At 72.5% G+C, this 22,536-nt stretch carries 23 protein-coding genes; 13 read left to right on the top strand and 10 right to left on the bottom strand.

Annotated elements, in window-relative coordinates:
* Positions 1-11: 11 nt before the first annotated feature.
* The 4 genes from otnK to MKK58_RS15760 form a co-directional block, all read right to left on the bottom strand.
* Entirely contained in the window at positions 12-1,301 is a 1,290-nt protein-coding gene (otnK, locus tag MKK58_RS15775) for a 3-oxo-tetronate kinase (protein WP_243912947.1), read from the bottom strand.
* Positions 1,298-2,095, bottom strand: coding sequence for a 2-oxo-tetronate isomerase (gene otnI, locus MKK58_RS15770; RefSeq protein ID WP_243912946.1), 798 nt, complete (start codon positions 2,093-2,095; stop codon positions 1,298-1,300). The genes otnK and otnI overlap by 4 nt, the downstream gene beginning before the upstream one ends.
* Positions 2,096-2,106: 11 nt before the next feature.
* Positions 2,107-3,024, bottom strand: a complete 918-nt coding sequence (gene ltnD / locus MKK58_RS15765; protein WP_243912945.1) for an L-threonate dehydrogenase — start codon at positions 3,022-3,024, stop codon at positions 2,107-2,109.
* Between the two features lie 62 nt (positions 3,025-3,086).
* Positions 3,087-4,403, bottom strand: coding sequence for an MFS transporter (locus tag MKK58_RS15760; RefSeq protein ID WP_243912944.1), 1,317 nt, complete (start codon positions 4,401-4,403; stop codon positions 3,087-3,089).
* A 234-nt stretch (positions 4,404-4,637) separates the two neighbouring features.
* Here MKK58_RS15760 and MKK58_RS15755 point away from each other — a divergent pair, with 234 nt between their 5' ends.
* From MKK58_RS15755 to MKK58_RS15745, 3 genes are all read left to right on the top strand, one after another.
* The gene (locus tag MKK58_RS15755) at positions 4,638-5,654 is read left to right on the top strand and encodes a LacI family DNA-binding transcriptional regulator (protein WP_279578404.1); all 1,017 of its coding nucleotides are present in this window, start codon (positions 4,638-4,640) and stop codon (positions 5,652-5,654) included.
* Positions 5,655-5,689: 35 nt separating this feature from the next.
* Positions 5,690-6,361 carry an aldolase gene (locus MKK58_RS15750; RefSeq protein WP_243912943.1) on the top strand — a complete coding sequence of 224 codons (672 nt, stop codon included), beginning with the start codon at positions 5,690-5,692 and terminating at the stop codon, positions 6,359-6,361.
* A 235-nt stretch (positions 6,362-6,596) separates the two neighbouring features.
* Positions 6,597-7,070, top strand: a complete 474-nt coding sequence (locus MKK58_RS15745) for a GNAT family N-acetyltransferase (protein WP_243912942.1) — start codon at positions 6,597-6,599, stop codon at positions 7,068-7,070.
* 153 nt (positions 7,071-7,223) lie between these two features.
* Here MKK58_RS15745 and MKK58_RS15740 read toward each other — a convergent pair whose 3' ends face one another.
* Positions 7,224-8,324, bottom strand: coding sequence for a UV damage endonuclease UvsE (locus MKK58_RS15740; protein WP_243912941.1), 1,101 nt, complete (start codon positions 8,322-8,324; stop codon positions 7,224-7,226).
* A 104-nt stretch (positions 8,325-8,428) separates the two neighbouring features.
* Here MKK58_RS15740 and MKK58_RS15735 point away from each other — a divergent pair, with 104 nt between their 5' ends.
* The 8 genes from MKK58_RS15735 to MKK58_RS15705 all read left to right on the top strand — a co-directional run bounded on the left by MKK58_RS15735 (position 8,429) and on the right by MKK58_RS15705 (position 14,451).
* Positions 8,429-8,878 carry a hypothetical protein gene (locus MKK58_RS15735; RefSeq protein ID WP_243912940.1) on the top strand — a complete coding sequence of 150 codons (450 nt, stop codon included), beginning with the start codon at positions 8,429-8,431 and terminating at the stop codon, positions 8,876-8,878.
* A gap of 127 nt (positions 8,879-9,005) precedes the next feature.
* Positions 9,006-9,137: a hypothetical protein gene (locus tag MKK58_RS26860; protein ID WP_279578403.1), complete on the top strand. Its 132-nt coding sequence runs from the start codon at positions 9,006-9,008 to the stop codon at positions 9,135-9,137.
* Complete coding sequence (locus tag MKK58_RS15730) at positions 9,137-9,349, top strand: hypothetical protein (RefSeq protein WP_243912939.1); 213 nt, start codon at positions 9,137-9,139, stop codon at positions 9,347-9,349. The genes MKK58_RS26860 and MKK58_RS15730 overlap by 1 nt, the downstream gene beginning before the upstream one ends.
* Positions 9,350-9,443: 94 nt before the next feature.
* Positions 9,444-10,865 (top strand): chromate efflux transporter, encoded by a 1,422-nt coding sequence (gene chrA, locus MKK58_RS15725; protein WP_243912938.1) that lies wholly within the window; start codon positions 9,444-9,446, stop codon positions 10,863-10,865.
* Positions 10,866-10,986: 121 nt separating this feature from the next.
* Positions 10,987-11,361 (top strand): hypothetical protein, encoded by a 375-nt coding sequence (locus tag MKK58_RS15720; protein ID WP_243912937.1) that lies wholly within the window; start codon positions 10,987-10,989, stop codon positions 11,359-11,361.
* A 44-nt stretch (positions 11,362-11,405) separates the two neighbouring features.
* Entirely contained in the window at positions 11,406-13,718 is a 2,313-nt protein-coding gene (locus MKK58_RS15715; protein WP_243912936.1) for a TonB-dependent receptor family protein, read from the top strand.
* Positions 13,719-13,787: 69 nt separating this feature from the next.
* Positions 13,788-14,090 (top strand): hypothetical protein, encoded by a 303-nt coding sequence (locus tag MKK58_RS15710; RefSeq protein ID WP_243912964.1) that lies wholly within the window; start codon positions 13,788-13,790, stop codon positions 14,088-14,090.
* A gap of 208 nt (positions 14,091-14,298) precedes the next feature.
* Positions 14,299-14,451 carry a hypothetical protein gene (locus MKK58_RS15705; protein WP_243912935.1) on the top strand — a complete coding sequence of 51 codons (153 nt, stop codon included), beginning with the start codon at positions 14,299-14,301 and terminating at the stop codon, positions 14,449-14,451.
* A 35-nt stretch (positions 14,452-14,486) separates the two neighbouring features.
* Here MKK58_RS15705 and MKK58_RS15700 read toward each other — a convergent pair whose 3' ends face one another.
* On the bottom strand, positions 14,487-16,196 hold the full coding sequence (locus MKK58_RS15700) for an IlvD/Edd family dehydratase (RefSeq protein ID WP_243912934.1): 1,710 nt from the start codon (positions 16,194-16,196) through the stop codon (positions 14,487-14,489).
* 374 nt (positions 16,197-16,570) lie between these two features.
* Here MKK58_RS15700 and MKK58_RS15695 point away from each other — a divergent pair, with 374 nt between their 5' ends.
* Entirely contained in the window at positions 16,571-17,245 is a 675-nt protein-coding gene (locus tag MKK58_RS15695) for a class I SAM-dependent methyltransferase (protein ID WP_243912933.1), read from the top strand.
* Between the two features lie 9 nt (positions 17,246-17,254).
* Here MKK58_RS15695 and MKK58_RS15690 read toward each other — a convergent pair whose 3' ends face one another.
* The 3 genes from MKK58_RS15690 to MKK58_RS15680 all read right to left on the bottom strand — a co-directional run bounded on the left by MKK58_RS15690 (position 17,255) and on the right by MKK58_RS15680 (position 20,519).
* Positions 17,255-18,241: a threonine/serine dehydratase gene (locus MKK58_RS15690; protein WP_243912932.1), complete on the bottom strand. Its 987-nt coding sequence runs from the start codon at positions 18,239-18,241 to the stop codon at positions 17,255-17,257.
* A 15-nt stretch (positions 18,242-18,256) separates the two neighbouring features.
* Complete coding sequence (locus MKK58_RS15685) at positions 18,257-19,567, bottom strand: MFS transporter (RefSeq protein WP_243912962.1); 1,311 nt, start codon at positions 19,565-19,567, stop codon at positions 18,257-18,259.
* Positions 19,568-19,739: 172 nt separating this feature from the next.
* Positions 19,740-20,519 (bottom strand): class I SAM-dependent methyltransferase, encoded by a 780-nt coding sequence (locus tag MKK58_RS15680; protein WP_243912931.1) that lies wholly within the window; start codon positions 20,517-20,519, stop codon positions 19,740-19,742.
* 86 nt (positions 20,520-20,605) lie between these two features.
* On the opposite strand from MKK58_RS15680, the gene MKK58_RS15675 reads away from it, so the two are divergent.
* Entirely contained in the window at positions 20,606-21,052 is a 447-nt protein-coding gene (locus MKK58_RS15675) for an Rrf2 family transcriptional regulator (protein WP_243912930.1), read from the top strand.
* Here MKK58_RS15675 and glpD read toward each other — a convergent pair.
* Positions 21,049-22,530 (bottom strand): glycerol-3-phosphate dehydrogenase, encoded by a 1,482-nt coding sequence (gene glpD / locus MKK58_RS15670; RefSeq protein WP_243912929.1) that lies wholly within the window; start codon positions 22,528-22,530, stop codon positions 21,049-21,051. The genes MKK58_RS15675 and glpD overlap by 4 nt on opposite strands.
* Positions 22,531-22,536 lie beyond the last annotated feature (6 nt).

Genomic DNA, 22,536 nt, shown 5'->3' with positions numbered 1-22,536 from the left:
GTGGGTGGCGTTCAGCGCATCAGGTCGAGGGCGCGGGAGAAGAAGTCGGGGCCGCCGAAATTGCCGGATTTGAGGGCGAGCAGCATGGGATCGCTCGGGCCGCCTGCCCCGTGCCCCAGCGTGCGCAGCACCGGCACCCCGGCGGCGATCTCGGGGCCGAGGCGGAAGGCCTTCAGCCCGAGCCGGTCGACGACCGCGCCGGAGGTCTCGCCGCCCGCCACCACGAGGCGGCGCACGCCCCGCGCCACCAGGCCTTCCGCGATGCGGGCGAGCGCGTCCTCGAGCGCGTGGCCGACCCGGTCGCCGCCGTGGCGGGCCTGGAGGGCGCGCACCGTCTCGGGCGCGGCGCTGCTGGCGATGAGGAAGGGGCCGGCGCCGATATGTTCGCCGGCCCAGGCGAGCGCGGCCTCGATCTCGGAATCCCCGGCGAGCACCCGCTCGGGGTCGAGGCGGCGCACCGGCATCAGGGCCTCGGCTGCCGCGATCTGGCCGAGCGTCGCCTGCGAGCAGCTACCGGCCAGGCAGGCGGCGAGGCCGCCGACCGGCGCGCCGAGATCGGCCGCGCTGTCGGGGGCCGAGGCCCGTCCGGCCGCGACCAGTGCGCGGGCGAGGCCGAGGCCGAGGCCGGAGGCGCCCACGGAGACGCGGTGGCGAAGGGCCGCCGCTCCGAGGGTTTCGAGGTCGGTCTCGACGACGGCGTCCGCGATGGCCGCGCCCATGCCGTCGGCGGCAAGCGCGTCGAGGCGCGCGGCCACGGCTTCGGGGCCCCGCGCGACGGTGGCGCAATCCACCAGGCCGACGGCCGCCGCGCTCTGGCGGGCGAGCACCCGCACGAGGTTGGCGTCCCGCATCGGGTTCAGGGGATGGTCCTTGAGGGGGCTCTCGTTCAGCGGCACCGCGCCGACGAAGAGGTGGCCCTGGTAGACGGTCCGCCCGGTCTCCGGAAAGGCGGGGGTGACGAGGGCGATGGCCTCGCCGGCATCGGCCCGCAGGGCGTCCATCACGGGGCCGATATTGCCCGCGTCGGTGGAGTCGAAGGTCGAGCAGATCTTGAACAGGACGTGGGCCGCACCCCGCCCGCGCAGCCACGTGTCGGCCGCGCGCGAACGCTCCACCGCTTCGGCGGCGGGAATCGAGCGGCTCTTCAGGGCCACCACCACGGCGTCGACGCCGGCCAGATCGAGGTCGGCGGCGGGGATGCCGATGGTCTGCACCGTGCGCAGGCCGCCCTTGGTTAGGGTGTTGGCGAGGTCCGAGGCGCCGGTATAGTCGTCGGCCACCGATCCGAGGGCGAGGCTCATCGGGTGATCTCCCGGCCCTGCGACGCGCGGTAGGGCGCGAACCAGCCCAGGCCCGCCTCCGTGCCGGCGGCCGGGTTGTACTCGCAGCCGACGAAGCCCGCGTAGCCGAGCCGGTCGAGTTCGGCGAAGAGGAAGGCGTCGTTCATCTCGCCGGTGCCGGGCTCGTGCCGGGCGGGTACGCTCGCGGTCTGGACATGGCCCACCAGGGGCATCAGGTCTCGCAGCCGCATGGTCACGTCCCCGTGCAGGATCTGGCAGTGGTAGAGGTCGAACTGGAGCTTGAGGTTCGGCAGGGCCAGATCCCGGATCAGGGCTGCCGCCGCGTCGAAGTCGTCGAGGAAGTAGCCCGGCATGTTGCGGGCGTTGATCGGCTCCAGCACGAGGTCGAGGCCTTCGCGGCCCAGGCGCTCGGCGGTCCAGGCCACGGCCCGGCGATAGGCGGTCTGCGCGTCGGGGTCGGCGGCATCCGCCATGCCGGCCATGAGGTGGAGCCGGGCGACGCCGGTGGCCTTGGCGTAGGTCAGGCCGGTCTCGACGCCCGCCTGGAGTTCCGCGAATCGGTCGGGAAGCGCGGCCAGACCGCGCTCGCCCGCCGCCCAGTCACCCGGCGGCAGGTTGAACAGGGCCTGGGTCAGGCCGTGCCGGGCCAGGCGCTCGGCGATGGCCTGCGGCGGGTGGTCGTAGGGGAACAGGAACTCGACGGCGGTAAAGCCGGCCTCCGCGGCCGCCGCGAAGCGGTCGAGGAAGGCGTGTTCCGTGAACATCAGCGTGAGGTTGGCGGCAAAGTGCGGCATCGGTTCCTCCCTCAGGCCTTGGGCGACGGCAGGGTGACGCCGGCCACCTGCGCGTAGAGGCGGGCCACCGAGGCGTCGTCGTCCCGGCCCATGCCGGAGCCCGAGGCCATCAGGAACATCTGCAGGGCGGCGGCCGCCACCGGCACGGGGTACTTCTCCGCCCGCGCCATGTCCTGCACGATGCCCAGATCCTTGACGAAGATGTCGACCGCGCTCTTCGGGCTGTAATCGCCCTCCAGCACGTGTGGCATGCGGTTCTCGAACATCCAGGAATTGCCGGCGGACGCCGTGATGACCTCGTAGACTTTACGCAGATCGAGGCCCTGCTTGGCGGCAAAGCTCATCGCTTCGCTGGCGGCGGCGATGTGCACGCCGGCGAGCAGCTGGTTGATCATCTTGAAGGCCGCGCCCTGCCCGGCCGCGTCGCCGAGCTCGTAGAGCTTGCCCGCCATGGCGGTGAGCGCCGGGCGGGCCGCGTCGAAGGCCGCCTTGGTGCCGGAGGCCAGGAAGGTGAGTTCGCCCGTGGCCGCGCGGGCGGCGCCCCCGCTCATCGGCGCGTCGAGGTAATGGCGCCCCGTCTCCTCCAGGCGCGCGGCGAGGCGCCGGGCGATGGCCGGGTCCATGGTGGCGGAGGAGACGAAGACCGCGCCCGCCCGCATGGTCTCGGCGGCGCCGCCGGGGCCGAACAGCACGGCCTCGGTCTGGGCGGCGTTGACGACGACGCAGACCACCACGTCGGCGCCCTCCGCCGCCGCCGCCGGGTTCGCCGCCGCCTGTCCGCCGTTCGCGGCAAAGCGCGTGACGGCCTCCGGGTTCACGTCGCAGGCCGAAACCTGGAAGCCGGCCCGGAGGAGCGAACCGGCCATGCCGGCGCCCATGGAGCCGAGGCCGATCACGGCCGCGCGCGATGTCTGAGTGTTGGTGCTCATGGGGACCTACGGAAATCCTGTGATGGAAGGAGCCGGCGGGTCCGGCCCGCCGGCCGTCCGCCTCAGCGGTTGACCACGTGCTTCGGGGTGACGAACACGCAGACCGCGCCGATCACCAGCATGCCGGCCAGCGCGTACATGCCGGCGGCGGTGCTGCCGGTGGAATCCCGCAGGGCCCCGATCACGTAGGGGCTGGCAAAGCCCGCGAGGTTGCCCACCGAGTTGATCAGCGCGATGCCGGCGGCCGCCCCCGCGCCGCTCAAGAACGCGGTGGGCAGCGACCAGAACAGCGGCGCGCAGGTGAGGACGCCGCCGGCCGCCACGGCGAGGGCCGCGATGGCGACCACGGTGCTGCCCGTGCTGGCGGCGACCACGAAGCCCACCGCGCCGCAGAGCGCCGGGATGATGAGGTGCCAACGGCGCTCGCGCATCCGGTCGGCGCTGCGGCCGAAGAAGATCATCACGAACACCGCGAACAGGAACGGGATCGCGCTGACGAGGCCGATGTTCAGGTTGCCCTGGATGCCGGACGCCTTGACGATGGTGGGCATCCAGAAGGTCAGGCCGTACTGGCCGGTGACGAAGGCGAAGTAGATCAGGCTCATGAACCAGATCCGGCCGTTGCGGAACACGGTGGCGATGGAGTGCGGGCTCGCCTCCTTGCCGGCGCCGTCGGCGGCGATGTCGCGCTCGATGACCTGCTGCTCGGCCGGATTCAGCCACTTGGCCTCGGACGGGCGGTTGTCGAGGTAGAAGAACACGGCGAGGCCCACCAGCACCGCCGGCACGGCCTCGATCAGGAACATCCACTGCCAGCCCGAGAGGCCGGACGTGCCGTGGAAGGCGTCCATGATCCAGCCCGAGAGCGGGTTGCCGAAGATGCCCGAGACGGGAATTGCCGACATGAACACCGCGATCACCCGGGCGCGGCGATGCGCCGGGAACCAGGTCGTCGTGTAGAGGATCACGCCCGGGTAGAAGCCGGCTTCCGCAAGCCCCAGCAGGAAGCGCATGATGTAGAACGAGGTGGCCGAGTTCACGAACATGAACCCGGCGGAGATGATGCCCCAGGTGATCATGATGCGGGCGATCCAGACCCGGGCGCCGACCCGGTGCAGGATGACGTTCGAGGGCACCTCGAACAGGAAGTAGCCGATGAAGAACAGGCCGGCGCCCAGCCCGTAGACGGTCTCGCTGAAGCCCAGCTCCTGGGACATCTGGAGCTTGGCGAAGCCCACGTTCACGCGGTCGAGATAGGCGACCACGTAGCAGAGCATCAGGAACGGCACGAGCCGCCAGAAGACTTTGCGGTAGGTCTGTTCGACGAAGTCCCCTGCGGGCGCATCGATGCCCCGCGCGCTGGCGGCTTGCACGCTCATGTTTCCTCCTGTCGGCGCCCGCTGCGCGGTGGGCCGTTCTGACGTTGCAGATTCTTGTCGTGGCGCGACTCGTTTTGGCAGCGCTTGCATCTCGGATAACAGGGTTTGGCAGCGCTGCCAATCTGATTGTTGTGGCAGGCTAACCTTGCTATGGGGATCTTCCTATGGGGGTCTTCGGCTCCGGCCTTTCCCGCTCCGAAGTCTCCCGAGCCCCAACCCAGGACGGACCCAGCGATGAACGTGCATGAGCCCGAGCGCCGGCTCGTGACCCTGTCCGACGTCGCCCGCGCGGCGGGTGTGGGCGAGAGCACGGTCTCGCGGGTCCTGCGCAACCAGGGCTCGTTCTCGAAGCGCACGCAGGACCGGGTGGCTGAGGCCGTGGCCCGCCTCGGCTACGTGCCGAACCGGCTTGCCGGCATGCTGGCGGGCTCCGGCTCCACGGCGGGGGCCAAGCTCGTCGGCATCATCATCCCGTCGCTCACCAACATCGTGTTCCCGGACCTGCTGCGCGGCGCCAACGCGGCCCTCGACCGCGACGGCTTCCAGAGCGTGATCGGGGTCTCGGACTACGACCCCGAGCGCGAGGAGGCCCTGATCGGCGCCCTCCTTTCCTGGCGCCCGGCCGGCCTCATCGTCACCGGCCTCGAGCACACGGCAGGTGCGCTCGCGCGTCTGCGGGCCTCCGGCATCCGCATCGTCGAGATGATCGACACGGACGGGGACGGCCTCGACATCGTGGTGGGCTTCTCCAACCGGGGCGTCGGCTGCGACAGCGCCCGGCACCTGCTGGCGCGGGGCTACCGCCGCATCGGCTATGTCGGCCACGACATCACGCGGGACCTGCGCGCGGCCAAGCGCCTCGCCGGGTTCCGCGAGACCTTGCGCGCAGCCGGGCACCCCCTGGCGGAGACCGAGATCGCGCCCGGCCCCTCCTCGGCGGCGGCCGGGCGCGCGGCCCTGGGGCGGCTCGTCGCCCGCCGGCCCGACCTCGACGCGGTCTATTTCTCCAACGACGACATGGCGCTCGGCGGCTACTTCCACTGCCTCGCGGAGGGGGTCGCGGTGCCGGGGCGCCTCGCCCTGTTCGGCTTCAACGCCCTCGACATCGCCGCCGCGATGCCCCAGCCGCTCACCACCATCCGCACGCCGCGCCTGGAGATCGGCGCGGTCGCCGTCGAGCGCCTCGCCGCCGACGGCCCGGCCGAGACCGTCGATCTCGGCTACGAATTGATCGCGGGCGCCACCGCCTGAGACCGTCCCCGCCTCCGGTGACCTGAAGGACCGCCATGAGCGACTCGAAGCTTCGCGAACAGATCTGCCGGTTCGGCCGCTCGCTGTTCGAGCGCGGCCTGACGCCGGGCTCCTCGGGCAACATCTCGCTCCGCCTCGACGACGGCGGCTGGCTGGTGACGCCCACCAACGCCTCGCTGGGCTTCCTCGACCCGGCCACGATCGCGCGCCTCGACGCGAACGGCGCCCTGGTCTCGGGGCATGCGCCGACGAAGGAGATCCCGCTGCACGCGGCCCTCTACGAGAGCCGCGCGGAGGCCCGCGCCATCGTCCACCTGCACTCGACCCACGCGGTGGCGGTGTCGATGCTGCCCGAGATCGACCCGAAGGCGGTGCTGCCGCCGCTGACGCCCTATTACCTCATGCGGGCCGGGGCGACCGCCCTGGTGCCCTACTACCGGCCCGGCGACCCGGCGGTGGCGGACGCGATCCGAGGCCTCGCCGGCCGCTACGCCTCGGTGCTGCTCGCCAACCACGGCCCGGTGGTGGCCGGCACCACCCTGGAGAACGCGGTCTTCGCCACCGAGGAACTGGAGGAGACGGCCAAGCTCTACCTGCTGCTCCGCAACCTCAACCCGCGCCACCTCAGCCCGGCCCAGGTGCAGGACCTGGTGAGCCATTTCGGTCTGACCCTGCCGGACCATGACGGGCACGACCACGGGCATTGAGGCGCGCCGGCAGCGTTCCATCGAGGCGTTCCCCCTTGTGGGGGGCAGGGGTGGGGGCCGCGTCGCGCCGAGAATACCCATTCCGGCCGCCTCTTCGATCCGAGTTGCCGGATCGCCGGGGCGCGCCGGAGCGACGCTCGATGTCCCGGGTTCCGAACGTCCGGGCCGGGAGGGCCGCAGATGGTTTGCTTGGAGGCGAAACGATTGCATACCAGACAACCAAGGAAGTCGGGACATGGACGACTGTCAGGGCATCCGTCTGTTGCCGGGGGAGCCAGCCGACCTTCCGCTGATCTTCCAGCTCGAACGCGCCTACATCGCGGACTACGAGCCACAGAACGTTCAGGCGTGGCAGTCGGCGATGCATCGACACCTCGAACAATGGGTGCGTTGCCTGCCGCATGCGGTGGTTGCGGCGGTCGGTGACGAAAAGGTCGGGTACATGTTCTGGGAGACAACATCCCTGACCGCCACACTGGCCTCTATCCACGTGAAGCCGGATTACCGTCGATGCGCAATCGGACGTTTGTTGCTGGCACGCTTTGAGGAGGACGCAGTACGCTCGGGATGCGAGGTTGCCGAACTCCACGTGTTCGAGGGCAATCCGGCCAAAAACTTCTACGAAGTCGCAGGCTACAGCGTCACCGGATACGCTGCCCCGTATATCGTTCTGACAAAGAAACTCGATGCTCGACGCGATCGCTCTTGAGCTTGCTGTCGGTCTGCATCCTCCGTCTCGCCGGCAATCCCGATCCGTCGCTGCCGAAGATCGGGCGGCCGCCTCGCCGCGCTCGGGGGCATCGCAGCCGGCTCCCCAAGCCAGGGGGAGCGAGGCTTCACACGGACGACGCTGCAGGAGCCCTCAGGCAGCGACCTCGATCTGCGCCCCCGGCAGTGCCGCGGCGATCTCGGCGGCCATGCCGGCCGAGGCGAGGTTCTTGGACTTGGCCTCGATCTCGAAATCCGCCCAGGCCATGTGGCGGGCCACCAGGGCGTTCACGGCCCGGTTCCACATCATGTCCGAATGGGCGGCCAGATCCCGCCAGTTGTGGCCGGCCTCGGTGAGGGTGGTGAAATCCGGCAGGGCGCCGGGGTCGTGTCCCTCCAGCAGGGCCTCGCGCGAGACGCTGATATGGGCGACCGGCCGCACCCCGCGCCAGGAGTCGCGCACCCGGGCGATGCGGGGATCGTCGGGCGCGATGTATTCCCCCTGGCTCTCGACCCAGTGGTGGTGCAGGTCGAGCACCACCGGCACGACGTCGGCGAGACCCAGCACCGTGTCCAATCCAAAGAAATTCTCGTCGTTCTCGACGGTGAGGAGGTCGCGGGCGGTCTGCGAGAGTTTGGGCAGGCTGGCGCGGAAGCCTTCGATGCCGGGGTCGCGGGCGCCGACATGGATGTTGATGTGGGCCCCATGCGGATGCCAGCCGCGTCCGTAGCCGAGCATCGCCATGAGTTCGGCGTGGTGCTCGAGTTCCTCGATGCCGTTGCGCTGGGCGTTCGGGTTCTGCGAGGCGATGACGCAGAACGGGCCGGGATGGAAGCTCAGGCGCACCGCCCCCGCCCGGGCGATGTCGCCGATCCGGGCGAGGCCCTCTTCCACGAGGCGGCGCATCTCGGGCTCGGCGTAGACGTCCTGCGCCACCGCGTGGGTGTAGCCGGGCAGGACGTTGCTGGCGATCCGCAGCAGGCGCTCGATCGGCGGGCGGGCCGCGACCCAGGCCACCTGGCGCTCCAGGGCGCCGAGGTTGTGGCGCACGAGGCCCTCGATCTTGGCCCGGCGCGCGGCCGGCGCCAGCGTCTTCAGGTGCGCCATGGTGGCGTGGGTGAGGTTCATCTGCAGGGTCGCCTCGCGGGCGGCCTTCAGGGTCTTGAAGGGCTCGGGGGTGGGTTCGAGGATGAACTTGCAGCAGAAGCCGAGGCGGGGTCCGAAGGCGGTGGACGTCGATGTGGGGGCGCTCATGCAGCGACAACGCGGCCGGGCGCGATTGGTGCGCGGCCGGAACCGGTCCCCGGCACGGGCGCGTTGCCCCGGCGCCGGGCCGTCCGGCGGCACGAGAGACCGCGATGGACGCCGAAATCCCGGGCACCAAAATCCCGGGCACTGAGACTCCCGGCACCAAGCCCGCGAACACCAATCTCGCGGAGGCCAAGCTCGCGGAACTGGTCCGGAACGCGGCCGAGCGCGGGCGCCGCCTCGCCCTGGCCTATCCGAGCGGCACCCGCCGCGACGACTTTCCCTTCGCGGTTCTGGCCGCCTTCGATGCCGACGTCCGGGGCCGGGTCGAGCGTGACCGCCGGATCGAGGACGAGCGCGATCGGGTGCTGATCGCGGCCGTCAATTTCGCCGAGACTCTGCCCGAGGACGAGCCGGAGGCCGTCGAGCCGGCGCGGCGCGCCCTGATCGCGGCCATCGACTACCTGGAGCAGGCGGTGCTGCGCTTCGGGATCGTCAATCGCGCGGGCGCGCGGCTCGGCTACGGCGAGGCCGGTCAGCGGGTCGGGTCGCGCGGCTGACGGGGCGTTCCCCGCCCGCCGCCGAATTCGTGATGTCGGGTTCTGCGACCCCGGGGCCGGTCCGCGCGTTACCCGCTTCCGGCCGCGAGATTTCGGCGGTCCGTCCGATCAGTGTGGTCTTCCTCCGATGCGTCGCCTGTTTCCCGTCTTCATCGCCGTCGTCGCCCTCCTGGCGGGGCTGATCCTGTTCACCTTCGTCAAGCACGGCGATACGGCCCACACCCAGGCGGTGCCCGAAGCCGGCGCGAGCGCCCGCTGATGCCGCGCTGGCTGCCGCTGGCGGGCGCCGCCTTCCTGGCGATCCTGGTCGTGGTCGGGCTCGGCCTCTGGAAGTTCGAGCGTCTGCAGGAGGCCCGCATCGAGAACGGAGGCCGGCCGGCGATCCCCGCCTGCGCGCCCGACCGGGTCGGCGAGACCGGCCTGGCCGCCAATTGCCCCGGAACTGCCTTCCCGCCCGCCAAGGCGCCCTGAGGCCGGCCCGCCGGGAGGCTTGACGCCGGCCCGGGCATCGACGACGCCTCGCCTCCCGAGACCGGCCGGTATGGCCCGAGGCGAGACCCCCGCGATGGCCGGACCAGGAACGCCCCCGCCCTCGCCCCCCGACTTGCCTCTCGCCTCGTCTCCCGCCTTGCCCCCGCCCCTGCCCTCCCTGTCCGAGGCGCTGCCGGTCTGGGGGCGCATCGCCGCCCTCTCCTTCGGCGGGCCGGCCGGGCAGATCGCCGTGATGCACCGCATCCTCGTGGAGGAGCGGCGCTGGATCTCCGAGCGGCGCTTCCTGCACGCCCTCAACTTCTGCACCCTGCTGCCGGGGCCGGAGGCGCAGCAACTCGCCACCTATGTGGGCTGGCTCCTGCACGGCACCCGGGGCGGCGTCCTGGCGGGCGGGCTGTTCGTGCTGCCGGGGCTCCTGGCCATCATGGGCCTGAGCTGGGTCTACGCCCTCTACGGTGCGGTCGGTCCGGTGGCGGGCCTGTTCTTCGGCCTGAAGGCGGCGGTCCTCGCCATCGTCGCCCAGGCGGTGCTGCGCATCGGTCGCAAGGCGCTCGGCAACGGCGCCCTGCGGGCCGTGGCGGCGGCCTCCTTCGCGGCCATCTTCCTCTTCGGTGTGCCCTTCCCCCTCATCGTCCTCGGGGCCGGCGCCATCGGCTGGCTCGGTGCGCGGGCCGGGCTGCCGCACTTCGCGGCCGGCGGGCATGCGGCGGCGGGCGCGGCGCCTGCCGACGGGGCCTATCTCCTCGGCGACGACGCCGTGTCGGACGTCCGGGCCGGGCACGGCCACGTCCTCCGGGTGCTCGCGGTCTGGGGCGGGCTCTGGCTGGCGCCGGTGGCCCTCGTCCTGGCGCTCCTCGGTCCCGGAGCGGTGTTCGCGCAGATCGCGCTGTTCTTCTCCCAGATGGCGATGGTGACCTTCGGGGGGGCCTACGCGGTCCTGGCCTACGTGGCGCAGGCGGCGGTGGATCAGTTCGGCTGGCTCCGGCCGGGCGAGATGCTGGACGGGCTCGGGATGGCCGAGACGACGCCGGGTCCGCTCATCATGGTCACGCAGTTCGTGGGCTTCATGGCCGCCTTCCGGAACCCGGGGCCCCTGCCCCCGCTCCTGGCCGGCACCCTCGGCGGCCTCCTCACCACCTGGGTGACCTTCGCGCCCTGCTTCCTCTGGATCTTCCTCGGCGCGCCCTACGTGGAGCGCCTGCGCGGCAACCGGGCCCTGGCGGGGGCGCTCTCGGCCATCACCGCGGCGGTGGCGGGGGTGATCCTCAACCTCGCGGTCTGGTTCGCCCTCCACACCCTGTTCGCCGAGACCCGCACCGTCGCGGCCGGGCCGCTGCGGTTCGACTGGCCGGTGCCCGCGAGCCTGAACCCGTGGGCCCTCGTCCTGGCGCTGGCCGCCCTCGCGGCCCTGTTCCGGTTCCGCCTCGGCGTGATCCCGACCCTGGCGGCCTGCGCGGCGGCCGGGCTGGGGCTGCGGGCCCTCGGCTGGGCCTGAGCGGGCAACGAGGTGCCGGCGCCCCGACAGCGCTGTTTTCGACACAGCGGCCGGGAATGATCGCCACGCGCCGCGCCCGCGCATTGACGGGGCCCGGAGCGCCGCCCTAGGCGCTCGGGTCATGCGCATCACGCGGTCCGATCTGGCGGCCTGCCGCGCGGTCATCGCCGTGGCCGCGCTCTACGCGCTCGCCCTGCAGAGCGTGCTCGGCGGCCTGGTCGGATACCGGTCGATGGACCCGGCCCATAGCCTCTGCCTTCAGGAGACCGGCGCGGCCGAAGGGCCGGCCCAGCCGGCGGCCCCGGTCCATCTCCACCTCGCCTGCTGCACGGCCGCGCACGCGGTCGCCCCCCTCGACGCGCCGCTCCTCGTGGCCACCGCGATCCTCTGGCCGGTCCGCCCGGCTCGGACGATCGTCTGGCCCCCCGAGATCGCCGCGGCCCCCCGGGCACCGCCCGGCATCAGCGCCAGCGCGCGCGCGCCTCCCGTCGTCTGATCGATCGCTCCGCCCCCCGATCTCTCAGACCACGGATTCCCGCCATGTTCCCCGTTTCCCGGGTCGAGCCGCGCCTCGCCCCGCTCCTGCTGCTGCTCGCCGCCGTGCCGGCGCAGGCGCAGACCCCCGACGCGCCTGCCGGGGACGTGACCCTGGCCGAACTCTCCGTCACCGGCGACGGGAGCGCCCGCTCCGTCGCCGCCTTCGGCGTCTCGGCCCCGCCGGGCTCGGCCCCGAGCGTGATCGAGAACCCGGTCGGTCAGGTGGTCGACTCGGTCGGGCGCGCCGGCACCATCGCGGACCGGCCGGCGGTCAATATCGGCTCGGTGCTCGTCAACAGTCCGGGCGTCACCGTGCGCCAGGGCAACGGCGCGCGCGACGTCGTGATCTCGATCCGGGGCAACAACGCCCGCTCCACCGGGGTCACCAAGAACACCGTCGTGCTGGAGGACGGGTTCGTCCTGACCCAGCCCGACGGCGCCGCCCGCTTCGACCTCGTGGACCCGCGCGCCTACAGCCGCATCGACGTGTTCCGCGGGCCGCAATCGGCCCTGTTCGGCAACTATGCCACCGGTGGAGCGCTCGCCTTCCGCACCCGCACCGGCCGCGAGATCGACGGCTACGAGATCGGCACCGATGCGGGCAGCTTCGGCTACCTCAGCAACTACTTCACCGTGGGCGGCGTCAGCGGCCCGTTCGAGATCAGCCTGTTCGCGAGCGACGCCCGCGCCAACGGCTACCAGGGCCATTCGTCCTACGACACCCAGACGGTGAATCTGCTGGCGAGCTACACACCGAGCCCGGACACGCGCCTGACCCTGAAGGTCATCAACAACGAAGTGCAGGCCAATCTGCCGGCGCGTTCATCCCTCGACCAGTTCCGGATCAACCCCTACCAGCGCGGCTGCGGCATCGCCGCCACGGCCGCCCCCGGCTGTACCCTGACGAACTTCCTGCGCAACGGCGCCTTCGGGGCGACCGTGCCGGTCACGGCGGCGCAGGCGGATTTCGGGCGCAACGACCGGCGCACCATCGTGGCGGCACGCCTCGAGCACGACATCGACGCGCAGACGACCTGGCGCGCGCAGGTCGGCTTCGACGAGCGCAACTTCGACCAGCCCTTCTACACCACCTCTTCGCGCGGGTCGTATCCGTCCTGGAACCTGCTGACGGACCTGACCCGGCGCTACGACCTGATGGGCCTGCCGGCGGTCGGCTACGCGGCCCTGGCCTACAACACCATCGACAATCACATCACCACCTTCAACCGGGCGCTGGGCACCGGGCCGGCGCTCGGCGCGCTGATCGGCGAGCAGGCGGCGGTCCAGTCGAACTTCGGCGGCCGGGCCCGCAACGAGGTGGCGCTGTCGGACCAGTGGACGGGCGTGCTCGGCATCAGTGCGGAGAACACCCGCATCACGGGGCGCAACTTCGCCTACACCTATTCGGCGGCCGGGCGCGGGACGAGCGTGGCGGACGCGGACCGGAGCTTCCTCAACGTGGCGCCGGAGGCCGCCCTGGTCTACCGCCCGAGCCTCGAATGGGCGTTCCGGGGCCGGGTCGCGACGGGCTACACGACGCCGGCCGCGAGCAACCTGTTCGTCACCGCCGCCGGCCTGCCGGGCAACAACACCGGATTGCGGACCCAGGAGAACCTCGGTTTCGACCTCGGCTTCGACTGGACCCCCAGCGAGACCCTGCGCCTCAGCCTCACCGGCTTCCACGAGACCTTCCGCAACGAGCTCGTCTCGCAATCGCCCGGCGCGGGGCTACAGAGCTACACCTTCAACGCGCCGGCCTCCGAGCATCGCGGTCTCGAGGTCGGGGCCGACTGGGCTTTCGCGCCGGGCTGGCGCGGCGTGCTCGCCTACACCTTCGACGACCAGACCTACACGCGCTACGTCGAGCAGCTCAGCGCCGGGGCGTTCACGCAGCTTTTCGACCGCGCCGGCAAGGTGATTCCAGGCGTGCCGGCGCACCAGCTCCTCGCGCGGGTGGGCTACGACCAACCGACCGGGCCGCTGGCCGGCCTCGGCGGCTACCTCGAGGCGATCGTGCAGGACGGCTTCTTCCTCGACAATGCCAACCAGTTGCGGGCGCCGGGCTACACGATCCTCAACGCCAACCTCCACTACGCGACCGAACTGACGGGCGGCTACGCCCGGCGCTTCACCCTCTACGTGGAGGTGCGCAACCTCCTCGACACCACCTACGCCGCCTCCGCCCAGAACCTCGCCAACAGCCTCAGCGCCGCCACCGGGCTCCAGAACGGGGCCGCCGCCCTCGCGGCCACGACGGGATCGGTCTACGCGGGCGCCCCGCGCAACGTGGTCGCGGGGATGAAGCTCGCGTTCTAGGGGCCGCTACGAACTTAACCGGGCGCGGGGTGTTGCGTCAGCACCCAGCAACCGCACGGAAACCCCCTCATGACGCGCACACACCTCGCCGCGGCCCTCGCGCTCACGGTGAGCCTGGCGGCACCCGCCGCCGCCCAGACGCTGGCGCCGACCGGCGGCGCCGGCAACACCGGCGTCGCAGCCCCGGCCTCCGGCCCCGGCACCACCCCGCGCGACACGGATGCGGGCCTGCGCCCCGCCCCGAGCGTGCCGGGCAATCCGAGCCCGGCCGCCGTTCCCGGCAGCACCCCCGGCGTCAACATCGGCGGCACGCCCACCAGCGGCCCGCCCGGCACCGGGGGCGCGGCCGGCGGCCCCTCCATCGGCCGGTAGGCCCCGGCGGCCGGTCCGGGCCTCGCCAGCCGGGGCCCGGACCGGCCGCATCTGTTCGGCCACCACCGGAGCCACGTGCGTCCGAGCACAGCCAAGCCCGCACGAATCGCGGATGAGAGGACGGGCGAAGCCCGCAGGCGATCACCGGCACCGGGCGATCGCAGGTCACGGCACCCTCCTCCGTTCCCCGATCCGGCGAGGCGATCCCATGATGGCAGCAAGGCCCTTCCGCTGGCTCCTGAGCCTCCTGGCGATGGTCGCCCCCGTCGCGTCGACGACCTGCCGGGCCGCCGACGCCCAGGCCGATTCCACGATCCAGCGCCCGAGCGACGACCACGTGGTGTTCCGCCACTACCTTTAGGGCGCACGCCCACCAGGGCGTGCGCGGCGCGCCCATCAGGGCGTGCGCGGCGCGCCCCGGTGCGTCAGGAAGTCGAAGTCGCAGCCCTCCGGCGCCTGCGTGACGGTGCGGCGGTAGAGGGCCTTGTAGCCCCGCTCGGGCATCGGCGGCGGCGTGAAGCCGGCCATGCGCCGGGCGACCTCCTCGGGCGCCACCAGCAGGTCCACCCGCTTGTCCCGGATCGAGAGGCGGATGCGGTCGCCGTCGCGCACCGCCGCCAGCTGGCCGCCGACCGCCGCCTCCGGGGCCACGTGCAGCACGATCGCGCCGAAGGCCGTGCCCGACATCCGCGCGTCCGAGATTCGCACCATGTCCTTCACGCCGGCCCGGGCGAGCTTCTTCGGGATCGGCAGGTAGCCGGCCTCGGGCATGCCCGCCGCGTGCGGCCCGGCATTCTGCAGGACGAGGATGTCGTCCGCTTCCACGTCGAGATCGGGATCGTCGATGCGCCGGCTCAGATCTTCCAGGCCCGTGAACACCACCGCACGCCCCTCCGATTCGAAGAGCTCCGGCGTCGCCGCCGCGCGCTTGAAGATCGCCCCGTCCGGCGCGAGGCTCCCCGACAGCGCGACGAGGCCGCCCACGGGCGAGACCGGGTCGGAAAAGGGCCGGATCACCGCGCGGTCCACCCACCCGCCCGGTTCGTCGAGGCGCTCGGCCAGGGTCCGGCCCTCGATGTCCCGCGTGTCGAGGTGGAGTAGCGGGCGGAGTTCGCGCAGGAGCGCCCCCATGCCGCCGGCGGCGTGGAAATCCTCCATGTAGCCCTGGCCGACCGGCTTCAGGTCGACCAGCACCGGCGTCTCGTCCGAGATCTGGTTGAAGCGCTCGGGGGATATGCGGATGCCGAGGCGCCCCGCGATGGCGGCGAGGTGCACGATGGCGTTGGTGGAGCCGGAGAGCGCCATCAGCACCCGGATCGCGTTCTCGACCGAATTCTCGGTGATGACCTGGCTCGGGCGGATCTTCGTCGCGATCAGCTGCACGGCGGCCCGGCCGCTCGCCTCGGCCGCCACGAGGCGGTCGGCATGCACCGCCGGGATCGCGGCGGTGCCGGGCAGCGACATCCCCAGCGCCTCCGCGATGCAGGCCATGGTGGAGGCCGTGCCCATCACCGCGCAGGTGCCGGCGGTGACCGAGAGCCGGCCCTCGACCTCGGCGATCTCCGCGGCGTCGATGCTGCCGGCCCGGTGGCGAGCCCAGTACCCCCGGCAATCGGTGCAGGCGCCGAGGCGCTCCCCGCGATGGCGCCCGGTGGACATCGGCCCGGTCACGAGCTGGATCGCCGGCAGGTCGGCCGAGGCCGCCCCCATGAGCTGGGCCGGCACGGTCTTGTCGCAGCCGCCGATCAGCACGACCGCGTCCATGGGCTGGGCGAGAATCATCTCCTCGGTGTCCATGGCCATGAGGTTGCGGTACATCATGCTGGTCGGGTTGAGGAAAACCTCGCCGAGCGACACGGTGGGAAAGGCGCGCGGCAGGGCACCGGCCGCCAGCACCCCGCGCGAGACCGCCTCGACCAGCTCCGGCATGGTGCGGTGGCAGTTGTTGAAGTCGGACGGCGTCATGGCGATGCCGACGACGGGCCTGGCGAGAAGGTCCGGCGAGATCCCCATCGAGCGGGCGAACGAGCGGCGCAGGAAGCGCGCGAAGTCGCGGTCGCCGTAGTTGGTCAGGCCCCGATCGAGTCCGTGCGGTTCGTCCGACATGGCGTTTCCTTGAGCGGCCGGTTCGCCCGGCTCCGTTCGCGTTCTGCGGGAGACGCCCGGTCCGGACAAGGTCCGCGGCTCCCGGGGGGCGCCGCGAATCGCATGCCGCTGCCGGTTGATCGCTTCGGTCGGTCTGGTCGGAACGGGCCCCCTCTCCCGTGTGGGAGAGGGTTGGGGTGAGGGGCGTGCCCCATCCGGAAAGGTCACCCACCTCACCCCAACCCTCTCCTTCCAGGAGAGGGAGCACGTCGCGACCGACCGAAGCAATCAGCTAGAAACCGGATCATCCTGGGATCTCGTCATGGGCCGCGTCCTGATGGACACTCGCGGGATGTCCGCGCGCGCCGCCGCGTCCGCCCGAAAGGCCTCGAATCATGGATGCCCTGACGCTGATCCGCGAGGCCTTCGCGCCGCTGCCCGGGCGGCGCCTCATCGATATCGGCTGCGGGCCCGGAGCCCTCGCGGGGGCGCTCGCCGGGGAGGGCGCGCGCGTCACGGGGATCGACCCCAACCCGGGCGCGATCACGCAGGCCGCCGGGGCGGTCCCCGGCGCGGAGTTCGCGGTCGCCTCCGGCGCGCATCTGCCCTTCGCCGAGGCCGCCTTCGACGGGGCGGTGTTCCTCAACACGCTCCACCACATGCCGGAGGCCGGCGCGGCCCTGCGCGAGGCGGTGCGGGTCGTTCGGCCCGGGGGCCGCATCGTCGTCGTCGAGCCGCTGGCGGAGGGCAGCTTCTTTGCCGCGCTCCGGCCGGTGGAGGACGAGACCGCGGTTCGCCGGGCGGCGCAGGCCACCCTCGACGCCCTCGTCACCGCCGGGGAACTCGCCTGCGAGCGCGACCTCACCTTCGCGCGCTCCGAGACCTTCGGGGGCCTCGACCCGTTCCTGGCGCGCGTCCTGGCGACCGATCCGGCGCGGGCGGGGGCCATCGCGGAGCGCCGCGCGGCCATCGAGGCGGCCTTCCTGGCGGCGGCCGGCCGCGACGACCAAGGCCGGTTCGTCCTCGTCCAGCCCCTGCGGGCCTGCATCCTCACGGGCCGGGCCGCCTGAGACCGGCCCTCACGACCGGGGCGGCAGGAGGGCCCGGGCGAACAGGTCCGCGTCGACGTTGCCGCCCGTGCCGATGACGGCGACCGTCCGGCCGGCGAAGCGCCCCGGGTCGGCCAGGACCGCCGCGAGGGCGGCCGCACCCCCCGGTTCGAGGACGAGCTTGAGGAAGCGGAAGGCGGCCGCCATCGCCGCCAGGGCCGCGTCGTCCGTCACCGTCAGTCCCGTGGCACCGAGACGCCGCAGCACGGCCAGGGGCCGGGCGCCCGCCACCGGACCCGCGATCCCGTCCATCAGGGTGGCGGGCTCCGCCGGCCTGCGCTCCGGCACGCCGGAGGCGAGGGAGCGAGCCATCTTGTCGAGCCCGGCCGGCTCGACGACGTGACAGGCCGCCTCCGGGAACCGCGCCCGGATCGCCGTGGCGGCGCCGGCGGCGAGACCCCCGCCGCTGCAGCAGACGAGGAACGCGTCCGGCCGTGCCCCGATGGCGTCGAGCTGCGCGGTGAATTCGAGGCCGGCGGTCCCCTGCCCGGCCATGACGGCGATGTCGTCGAACGGCGGCACGAGGTGCAGCCCGCGCGGCTCCGCGATGGCGCGGCAGACACCCTCGCGGTCCTGCACGGCTGGATCGTAGAGCACGATTTCGGCGCCCCACCAGCGGCAGTTCTCCACCTTGATCGCCGGGGCGGTGGTGGGCAGCACGATCACCGCCGGGCAGCCGGCCTCCCGCGCCGCCGCCGCCACCGCGTGGCCATGGTTGCCGGCCGAATAGGTGATCACGCCCCGCGTCCGCGCGCCGTCCCCGAGCTGCAGCATCGCGTTGAGGGCGCCCCGGAACTTGAACGACCCCGTGCGCTGGAGCGACTCGGCCTTCACGAGCACCCGGCACCCGGTCAGGGCGTCGAGCATGGGCGCGTGCAGCACGGGGGTGTGGACCACCCGCCCCGCGAGGCGCTCGGCCGCGTCACGGATGTCGTGCATTCCGAATTCGGCCGTCATCGTTCCCTCCCGGCTTTAGCGCGCCGGCGCGTCCGCCTCGAGGTCCCTGCCCCGGGTTTCCGGCATGAGGAAGGCCGCGAGCGTGCCCACGATGCTGAAGGCCACGAGGTAGTAGGCCGGGGCCAGCTTGTCGCCCGACAGGGCGATGAGCTTGTTCACGACGTAGTTCGTGCTGCCGCCGAAGACCGAGACCGAGAAGGCGTAGACGATGGAGAGGCCCGCGCTGCGCACCGCCCGCGGCAGGGATTCGGGGATCGCCACGATGATCGCCGCCGCGTTGATCGAGGAGAGGGCCGAGAGCAGGAAGGTCACGGCATAGACCGAGGGGCCGGTCGGGTCGCGCACGAGCCAGGCGAAGGCCGGCACGGTCAGCACCACGATGAGGGCGCGGGGCCAGATCATCACCGCGCGCCGGCCGAACCGGTCGGCGAGCCAGCCGCCGAGCAGCGGAAAGACGATGGAGGCGAGCCCGAGGGCGATCGGCACGGCGGTGGAGACCGTCTCGGTCAGTCCGAGGGTGGCCTGGGCGTAGACCGGCATGTTGGTGCCCACCGCGTTCGAGACGGTGGAGGCCGCGATGATGAGGAAGGTCAGGACCAGCATCCGGCCGTGCTCGCGCACGAGGCGCCGGACCACCGCGAGGGTCGACTCGGCCGCGGCCGGATCGGCGTCCGCGCCGGCCGTCTCCGGCAGGTGGCTGCGGATGATCAGGCCGACCGGCACGACGCCGATGCCCAGCGCGAACATCACCCGCCAGCCCCAGTTCGCCATGGCGTCGTCGCCCACCGCATAGGTCAGGACCGAGGCGACGAGGCCGGCGATCAGCGCGGCGCAGCCCTGGCTGGCGATCTGCCAGCTCGCCACGAAGCCCCGGTGCTTCGGGGGCGCGGCCTCCAGGAGGTAGGCGGTGGAGGGCCCGACTTCGCCCCCGAGCGCCAGACCCTGGATCAGCCGGCCCACGATGACGATGACCTGCGACCAGCCCCCCAGGGTTTCGTAGCCCGGGGCGGCCGCCAGCATCACCATGCCGACGGCCATCAGCGCGATGGTGATCAGCATGGCGGGCTTGCGCCCCGCCCGGTCGGCGAAGGCCCCGATGAGGATGCCGCCGATGGGCCGCATGACGTAGCCGATGCCGAACAGGGCCAGGGAGGCGAGCAGGCTGTCGGTGGCGTTCTGGGACGGAAAGAACGCCTCGCCGATGGGTTTGGCGAAGAAGGCGTAGATCGTGAAGTCGTAGAATTCGAGGGCGTTGCCGAGCACCACGGCGGCGACCGCCTTGCGTTCGAGGCGCGGCGGCGCCCCGGTCGTCCCGTCCGTGTGCATCGTCATCTCCTCGCGCGCGCCCGTCACGCGCGCCCGGGCGGTGGCGCGGTCGGCGGAAACGATCCGCCCGCGCAGGTCCCGGTCTACCAGCTCCCGGTCCACCGGGGCGCGCAGGCCGTTGCGCACAACGGGTACCGGCGGCGCCGGTTCGATGACAGATGCGCGAGGCGCCTCACCGGCGCGCGACGGCGATCAGCGCGGTCGAGGGGATGCGCAGGGTCGCCTGGCCGCCGGCCATCCGGCGCGCCTCGACGACCACCGCCGCCTGGTCCGCCGCGTCCAGGCCGGTCCAGTCCGGCGACAGGCCGAACACGGTCTCCGGGTCGGCGAGCGCCGCGACGTCCAGCACGTAGTCGTGGACGACCACCGCGATCTCGGGATCGCGGTAGCCGGCGGCGACGAGTTCGCGCGCGAAATCCTGCGGCGTGCTCAGCGCCCGCACGGCCTCGGGCATCGGCAGGCCCGCGCGCTCGGGGAACAGCGTCCGGCGGATCCGGCCGAGCAGCAGGAAGCTCGCCGCGCCCTCGTCCCGCCACGTCGCGACGACGCCGGTCCCGCCGGGGCGGGTCACCCGCGCCATCTCGGACAAGCCCCGGCGCCAGTCGGGGAACATGATCACGCCGAAGATCGAGAAGACCGCGTCGAAGGCCCCGTCGGGCAACGCCAGGGCCTGTCCGTCCATCACCCGGGCCTCGACGTTCGGCAGACCCGCCGCCGCGATGCGGGCCACCATCCCGGGCGAGAAATCCGTCGCCAGCACCTGGGCCCCGGTCCGCGCGGCCGCCCGCGCCAGGGCGCCGGTGCCGGCCGCCACGTCGAGCACCCGGCTGCGCGCATCGAGGGGGACCCGCGCGAGGGCGTCCTCCGCGAAGCGGGCGGTGAAGGGATGGGCCGTCTCCTCGTAGTGCCGCGCGACCGTGTCCCAACGCTCGGGGTCTTGGAATGCCCGCATCCCGGATCCTCCCTTATCATGCAACATCAGAAGTATCGTGATCGTGCGGCTTTGCCAATCCGGGTCATCGTGCGAAGGGTCGGGCCGTGCGTCACGACACCCGCCTCTCGCGAATGCTCCACGTGCTGCTCCACATGGCGCGGCACGACGGACCCATGACCTCCGACGCGATCGCCCGGATGCTCGGGACCAACCCCGTGGTCGTGCGCCGGACGATGGCGGGCCTGCGCGAGGCCGGCTACGTGCGTTCCGACAAGGGCCATGGCGGCGGCTGGGCGATCGTGGCCGACCTGGAGGCCGTCTCGCTCCTCGACATCCACCGCGCGGTCGGCGGCCCCCGTCTCTTCGCGATCGGCAACGCGCATCCGAACCCGGACTGCGCCGTCGAGCGGGTGGTCAACGCCGCCGTGGAGGACGCGCTGCGGGACGCCGAGGCGCTGCTGGTCGCGCGCCTGGGCCGTGTCAGCCTCGCCGAGCTGGCGCGCGGCTTCGACGCCTGCTGCCGGGCCGCCTCCGAGGGGGCCAGCGCCTAGGCATCGGCGGTAAGGTCGTCCATCCGGGACTGGAGGGCTGCGCTGGCCTCGGCCGAGAAGGCGAGGCCGAGCTTGGAGCGGCGCCAGAGCACGTCCTCGGCGGTGCGGGCCCATTCCTGCGTCATCATCCAGCGCAGCTCGCCCGCGTGCAGGCCGTGGCCGAGGTCGTCACCCAGCGTCTCGGCGATGCGCAGGGCGTCCGTCCCGTAGGCCGCGACCATGCGGCGGACGGTGCCCGGCGCGAGGCCGGGGGCCGCACGCGCGAGGCGGTCCTCGACGTCGCCGACGGCATCCACCGGGAAATCGCCGCCCGGCAGGGGCGCCGTCCCGGTCCAGGAGCCGCCGCGCGCGCCGAGATGGGCGCCGATCTCCGCCAGGGCGTCCTCGGCGAGCCGGCGGTAGGTCGTGATCTTGCCGCCGAAGATGTTCAGCACGGGCGCCTGGCCCCCCGCCCCCTCCGTCCGCAGGACGTAGTCGCGGGTCGCCTCCTGGGCCTTCGACGCCTTGTCGTCGTAGAGCGGGCGCACGCCCGAGAAGGTCCAGACGATGTCGGCCCGGCGCAGGGCTCGCGCGAAGTATTCGCTGGCCGCCGCGAGGAGGTAGTCGGTCTCCTCGTCCGTGATGGCCGCGTCCGCCGGGTCGCCCGAGAAGTCCCGGTCGGTGGTGCCGACCAGGGTGGTGTCGTTCGCGTACGGAATGGCGAAGATGATCCGCCCGTCCGCGTTCTGGAAGATGAAGGCCCGGTCGTGCTCGTAGAGCTTGCGCACCACGATGTGCGAGCCCTGCACGAGGCGCACGTGGCGGGCCTCGCTCCGGCCCATCGGACCCTGGATCACCCGGTCGACCCACGGCCCCGCCGCGTTGACGAGGAAGCGGGCGGCCACCGTCTCCTCGCGGCCTGAGCGCAGGTCGCGAAGCACGACGTGCCAGAGGTCGCCCACGCGGCGGGCGGACACGACGCGGGTGCGCACCGCGATCTCCGCCCCCCTTTCCCGCGCGTCGCGGGCGTTGAGGACGACGAGGCGGGTGTCGTCCACGCGGGCGTCGGAATACTCGAAGCCGCGCCGGAACTCGGGCTTGAGGGACGCGCCGAGCGGCCCCGTCAGGTCGACCCGGCGGGTGGCGGCCAGGCGCCTGCGGCCGCCGAGATGATCGTACAGGAAGAGCCCGAGGCGCAGCAGCCAGGCCGGCCGCAGGCCCGCATGCAGGGGCAGGATGAAGCGAAGCGGGCGCACGATGTGGGGCGCGATGCGCCAGAGCACCTCGCGCTCGGCCAAAGCCTCGCGCACGAGGCGGAACTCGTAGTGCTCGAGGTAGCGCAGGCCGCCGTGGATCAGCTTCGTCGACCAGGCCGAGGTGCCGCTGCCGAGGTCGTTCTGTTCGGCGAGGATCACCGCGTAGCCCCGTCCGGCCGCGTCCCGCGCGATGCCGCAGCCGTTGATTCCCCCGCCGATGACGGCGACGTCGAACGTGCGCATGGGCCT

Source organism: Methylobacterium sp. J-078 (assembly GCF_022829285.1).
Classification (GTDB): domain Bacteria; phylum Pseudomonadota; class Alphaproteobacteria; order Rhizobiales; family Beijerinckiaceae; genus Methylobacterium.
This window is presented reverse-complemented; position numbering and strand designations above follow the sequence as displayed.

What these genes read in the sequence shown, in the direction of transcription:
- MKK58_RS15735 (WP_243912940.1), top strand. Translation starts at nt 8,429, where the DNA reads ATGGACGCCGAAATCCCGGGCACCAAAATCCCGGGCACTGAGACTCCC.
- MKK58_RS15705 (WP_243912935.1), top strand. Translation starts at nt 14,299, where the DNA reads ATGATGGCAGCAAGGCCCTTCCGCTGGCTCCTGAGCCTCCTGGCGATG.
- otnI (WP_243912946.1), bottom strand. Translation starts at nt 2,095, where the DNA reads ATGCCGCACTTTGCCGCCAACCTCACGCTGATGTTCACGGAACACGCC.
- MKK58_RS15680 (WP_243912931.1), bottom strand. Translation starts at nt 20,519, where the DNA reads ATGCGGGCATTCCAAGACCCCGAGCGTTGGGACACGGTCGCGCGGCAC.
- MKK58_RS15730 (WP_243912939.1), top strand. Translation starts at nt 9,137, where the DNA reads ATGCCGCGCTGGCTGCCGCTGGCGGGCGCCGCCTTCCTGGCGATCCTG.
- MKK58_RS15750 (WP_243912943.1), top strand. Translation starts at nt 5,690, where the DNA reads ATGAGCGACTCGAAGCTTCGCGAACAGATCTGCCGGTTCGGCCGCTCG.
- MKK58_RS15710 (WP_243912964.1), top strand. Translation starts at nt 13,788, where the DNA reads ATGACGCGCACACACCTCGCCGCGGCCCTCGCGCTCACGGTGAGCCTG.
- MKK58_RS15690 (WP_243912932.1), bottom strand. Translation starts at nt 18,241, where the DNA reads ATGACGGCCGAATTCGGAATGCACGACATCCGTGACGCGGCCGAGCGC.
- glpD (WP_243912929.1), bottom strand. Translation starts at nt 22,530, where the DNA reads ATGCGCACGTTCGACGTCGCCGTCATCGGCGGGGGAATCAACGGCTGC.
- MKK58_RS15700 (WP_243912934.1), bottom strand. Translation starts at nt 16,196, where the DNA reads ATGTCGGACGAACCGCACGGACTCGATCGGGGCCTGACCAACTACGGC.
- MKK58_RS15685 (WP_243912962.1), bottom strand. Translation starts at nt 19,567, where the DNA reads ATGCACACGGACGGGACGACCGGGGCGCCGCCGCGCCTCGAACGCAAG.
- otnK (WP_243912947.1), bottom strand. Translation starts at nt 1,301, where the DNA reads ATGAGCCTCGCCCTCGGATCGGTGGCCGACGACTATACCGGCGCCTCG.
- ltnD (WP_243912945.1), bottom strand. Translation starts at nt 3,024, where the DNA reads ATGAGCACCAACACTCAGACATCGCGCGCGGCCGTGATCGGCCTCGGC.
- MKK58_RS15740 (WP_243912941.1), bottom strand. Translation starts at nt 8,324, where the DNA reads ATGAGCGCCCCCACATCGACGTCCACCGCCTTCGGACCCCGCCTCGGC.
- MKK58_RS15745 (WP_243912942.1), top strand. Translation starts at nt 6,597, where the DNA reads ATGGACGACTGTCAGGGCATCCGTCTGTTGCCGGGGGAGCCAGCCGAC.
- MKK58_RS15755 (WP_279578404.1), top strand. Translation starts at nt 4,638, where the DNA reads ATGAACGTGCATGAGCCCGAGCGCCGGCTCGTGACCCTGTCCGACGTC.
- MKK58_RS15760 (WP_243912944.1), bottom strand. Translation starts at nt 4,403, where the DNA reads ATGAGCGTGCAAGCCGCCAGCGCGCGGGGCATCGATGCGCCCGCAGGG.
- chrA (WP_243912938.1), top strand. Translation starts at nt 9,444, where the DNA reads ATGGCCGGACCAGGAACGCCCCCGCCCTCGCCCCCCGACTTGCCTCTC.
- MKK58_RS15715 (WP_243912936.1), top strand. Translation starts at nt 11,406, where the DNA reads ATGTTCCCCGTTTCCCGGGTCGAGCCGCGCCTCGCCCCGCTCCTGCTG.
- MKK58_RS15695 (WP_243912933.1), top strand. Translation starts at nt 16,571, where the DNA reads ATGGATGCCCTGACGCTGATCCGCGAGGCCTTCGCGCCGCTGCCCGGG.
- MKK58_RS15720 (WP_243912937.1), top strand. Translation starts at nt 10,987, where the DNA reads ATGCGCATCACGCGGTCCGATCTGGCGGCCTGCCGCGCGGTCATCGCC.
- MKK58_RS26860 (WP_279578403.1), top strand. Translation starts at nt 9,006, where the DNA reads ATGCGTCGCCTGTTTCCCGTCTTCATCGCCGTCGTCGCCCTCCTGGCG.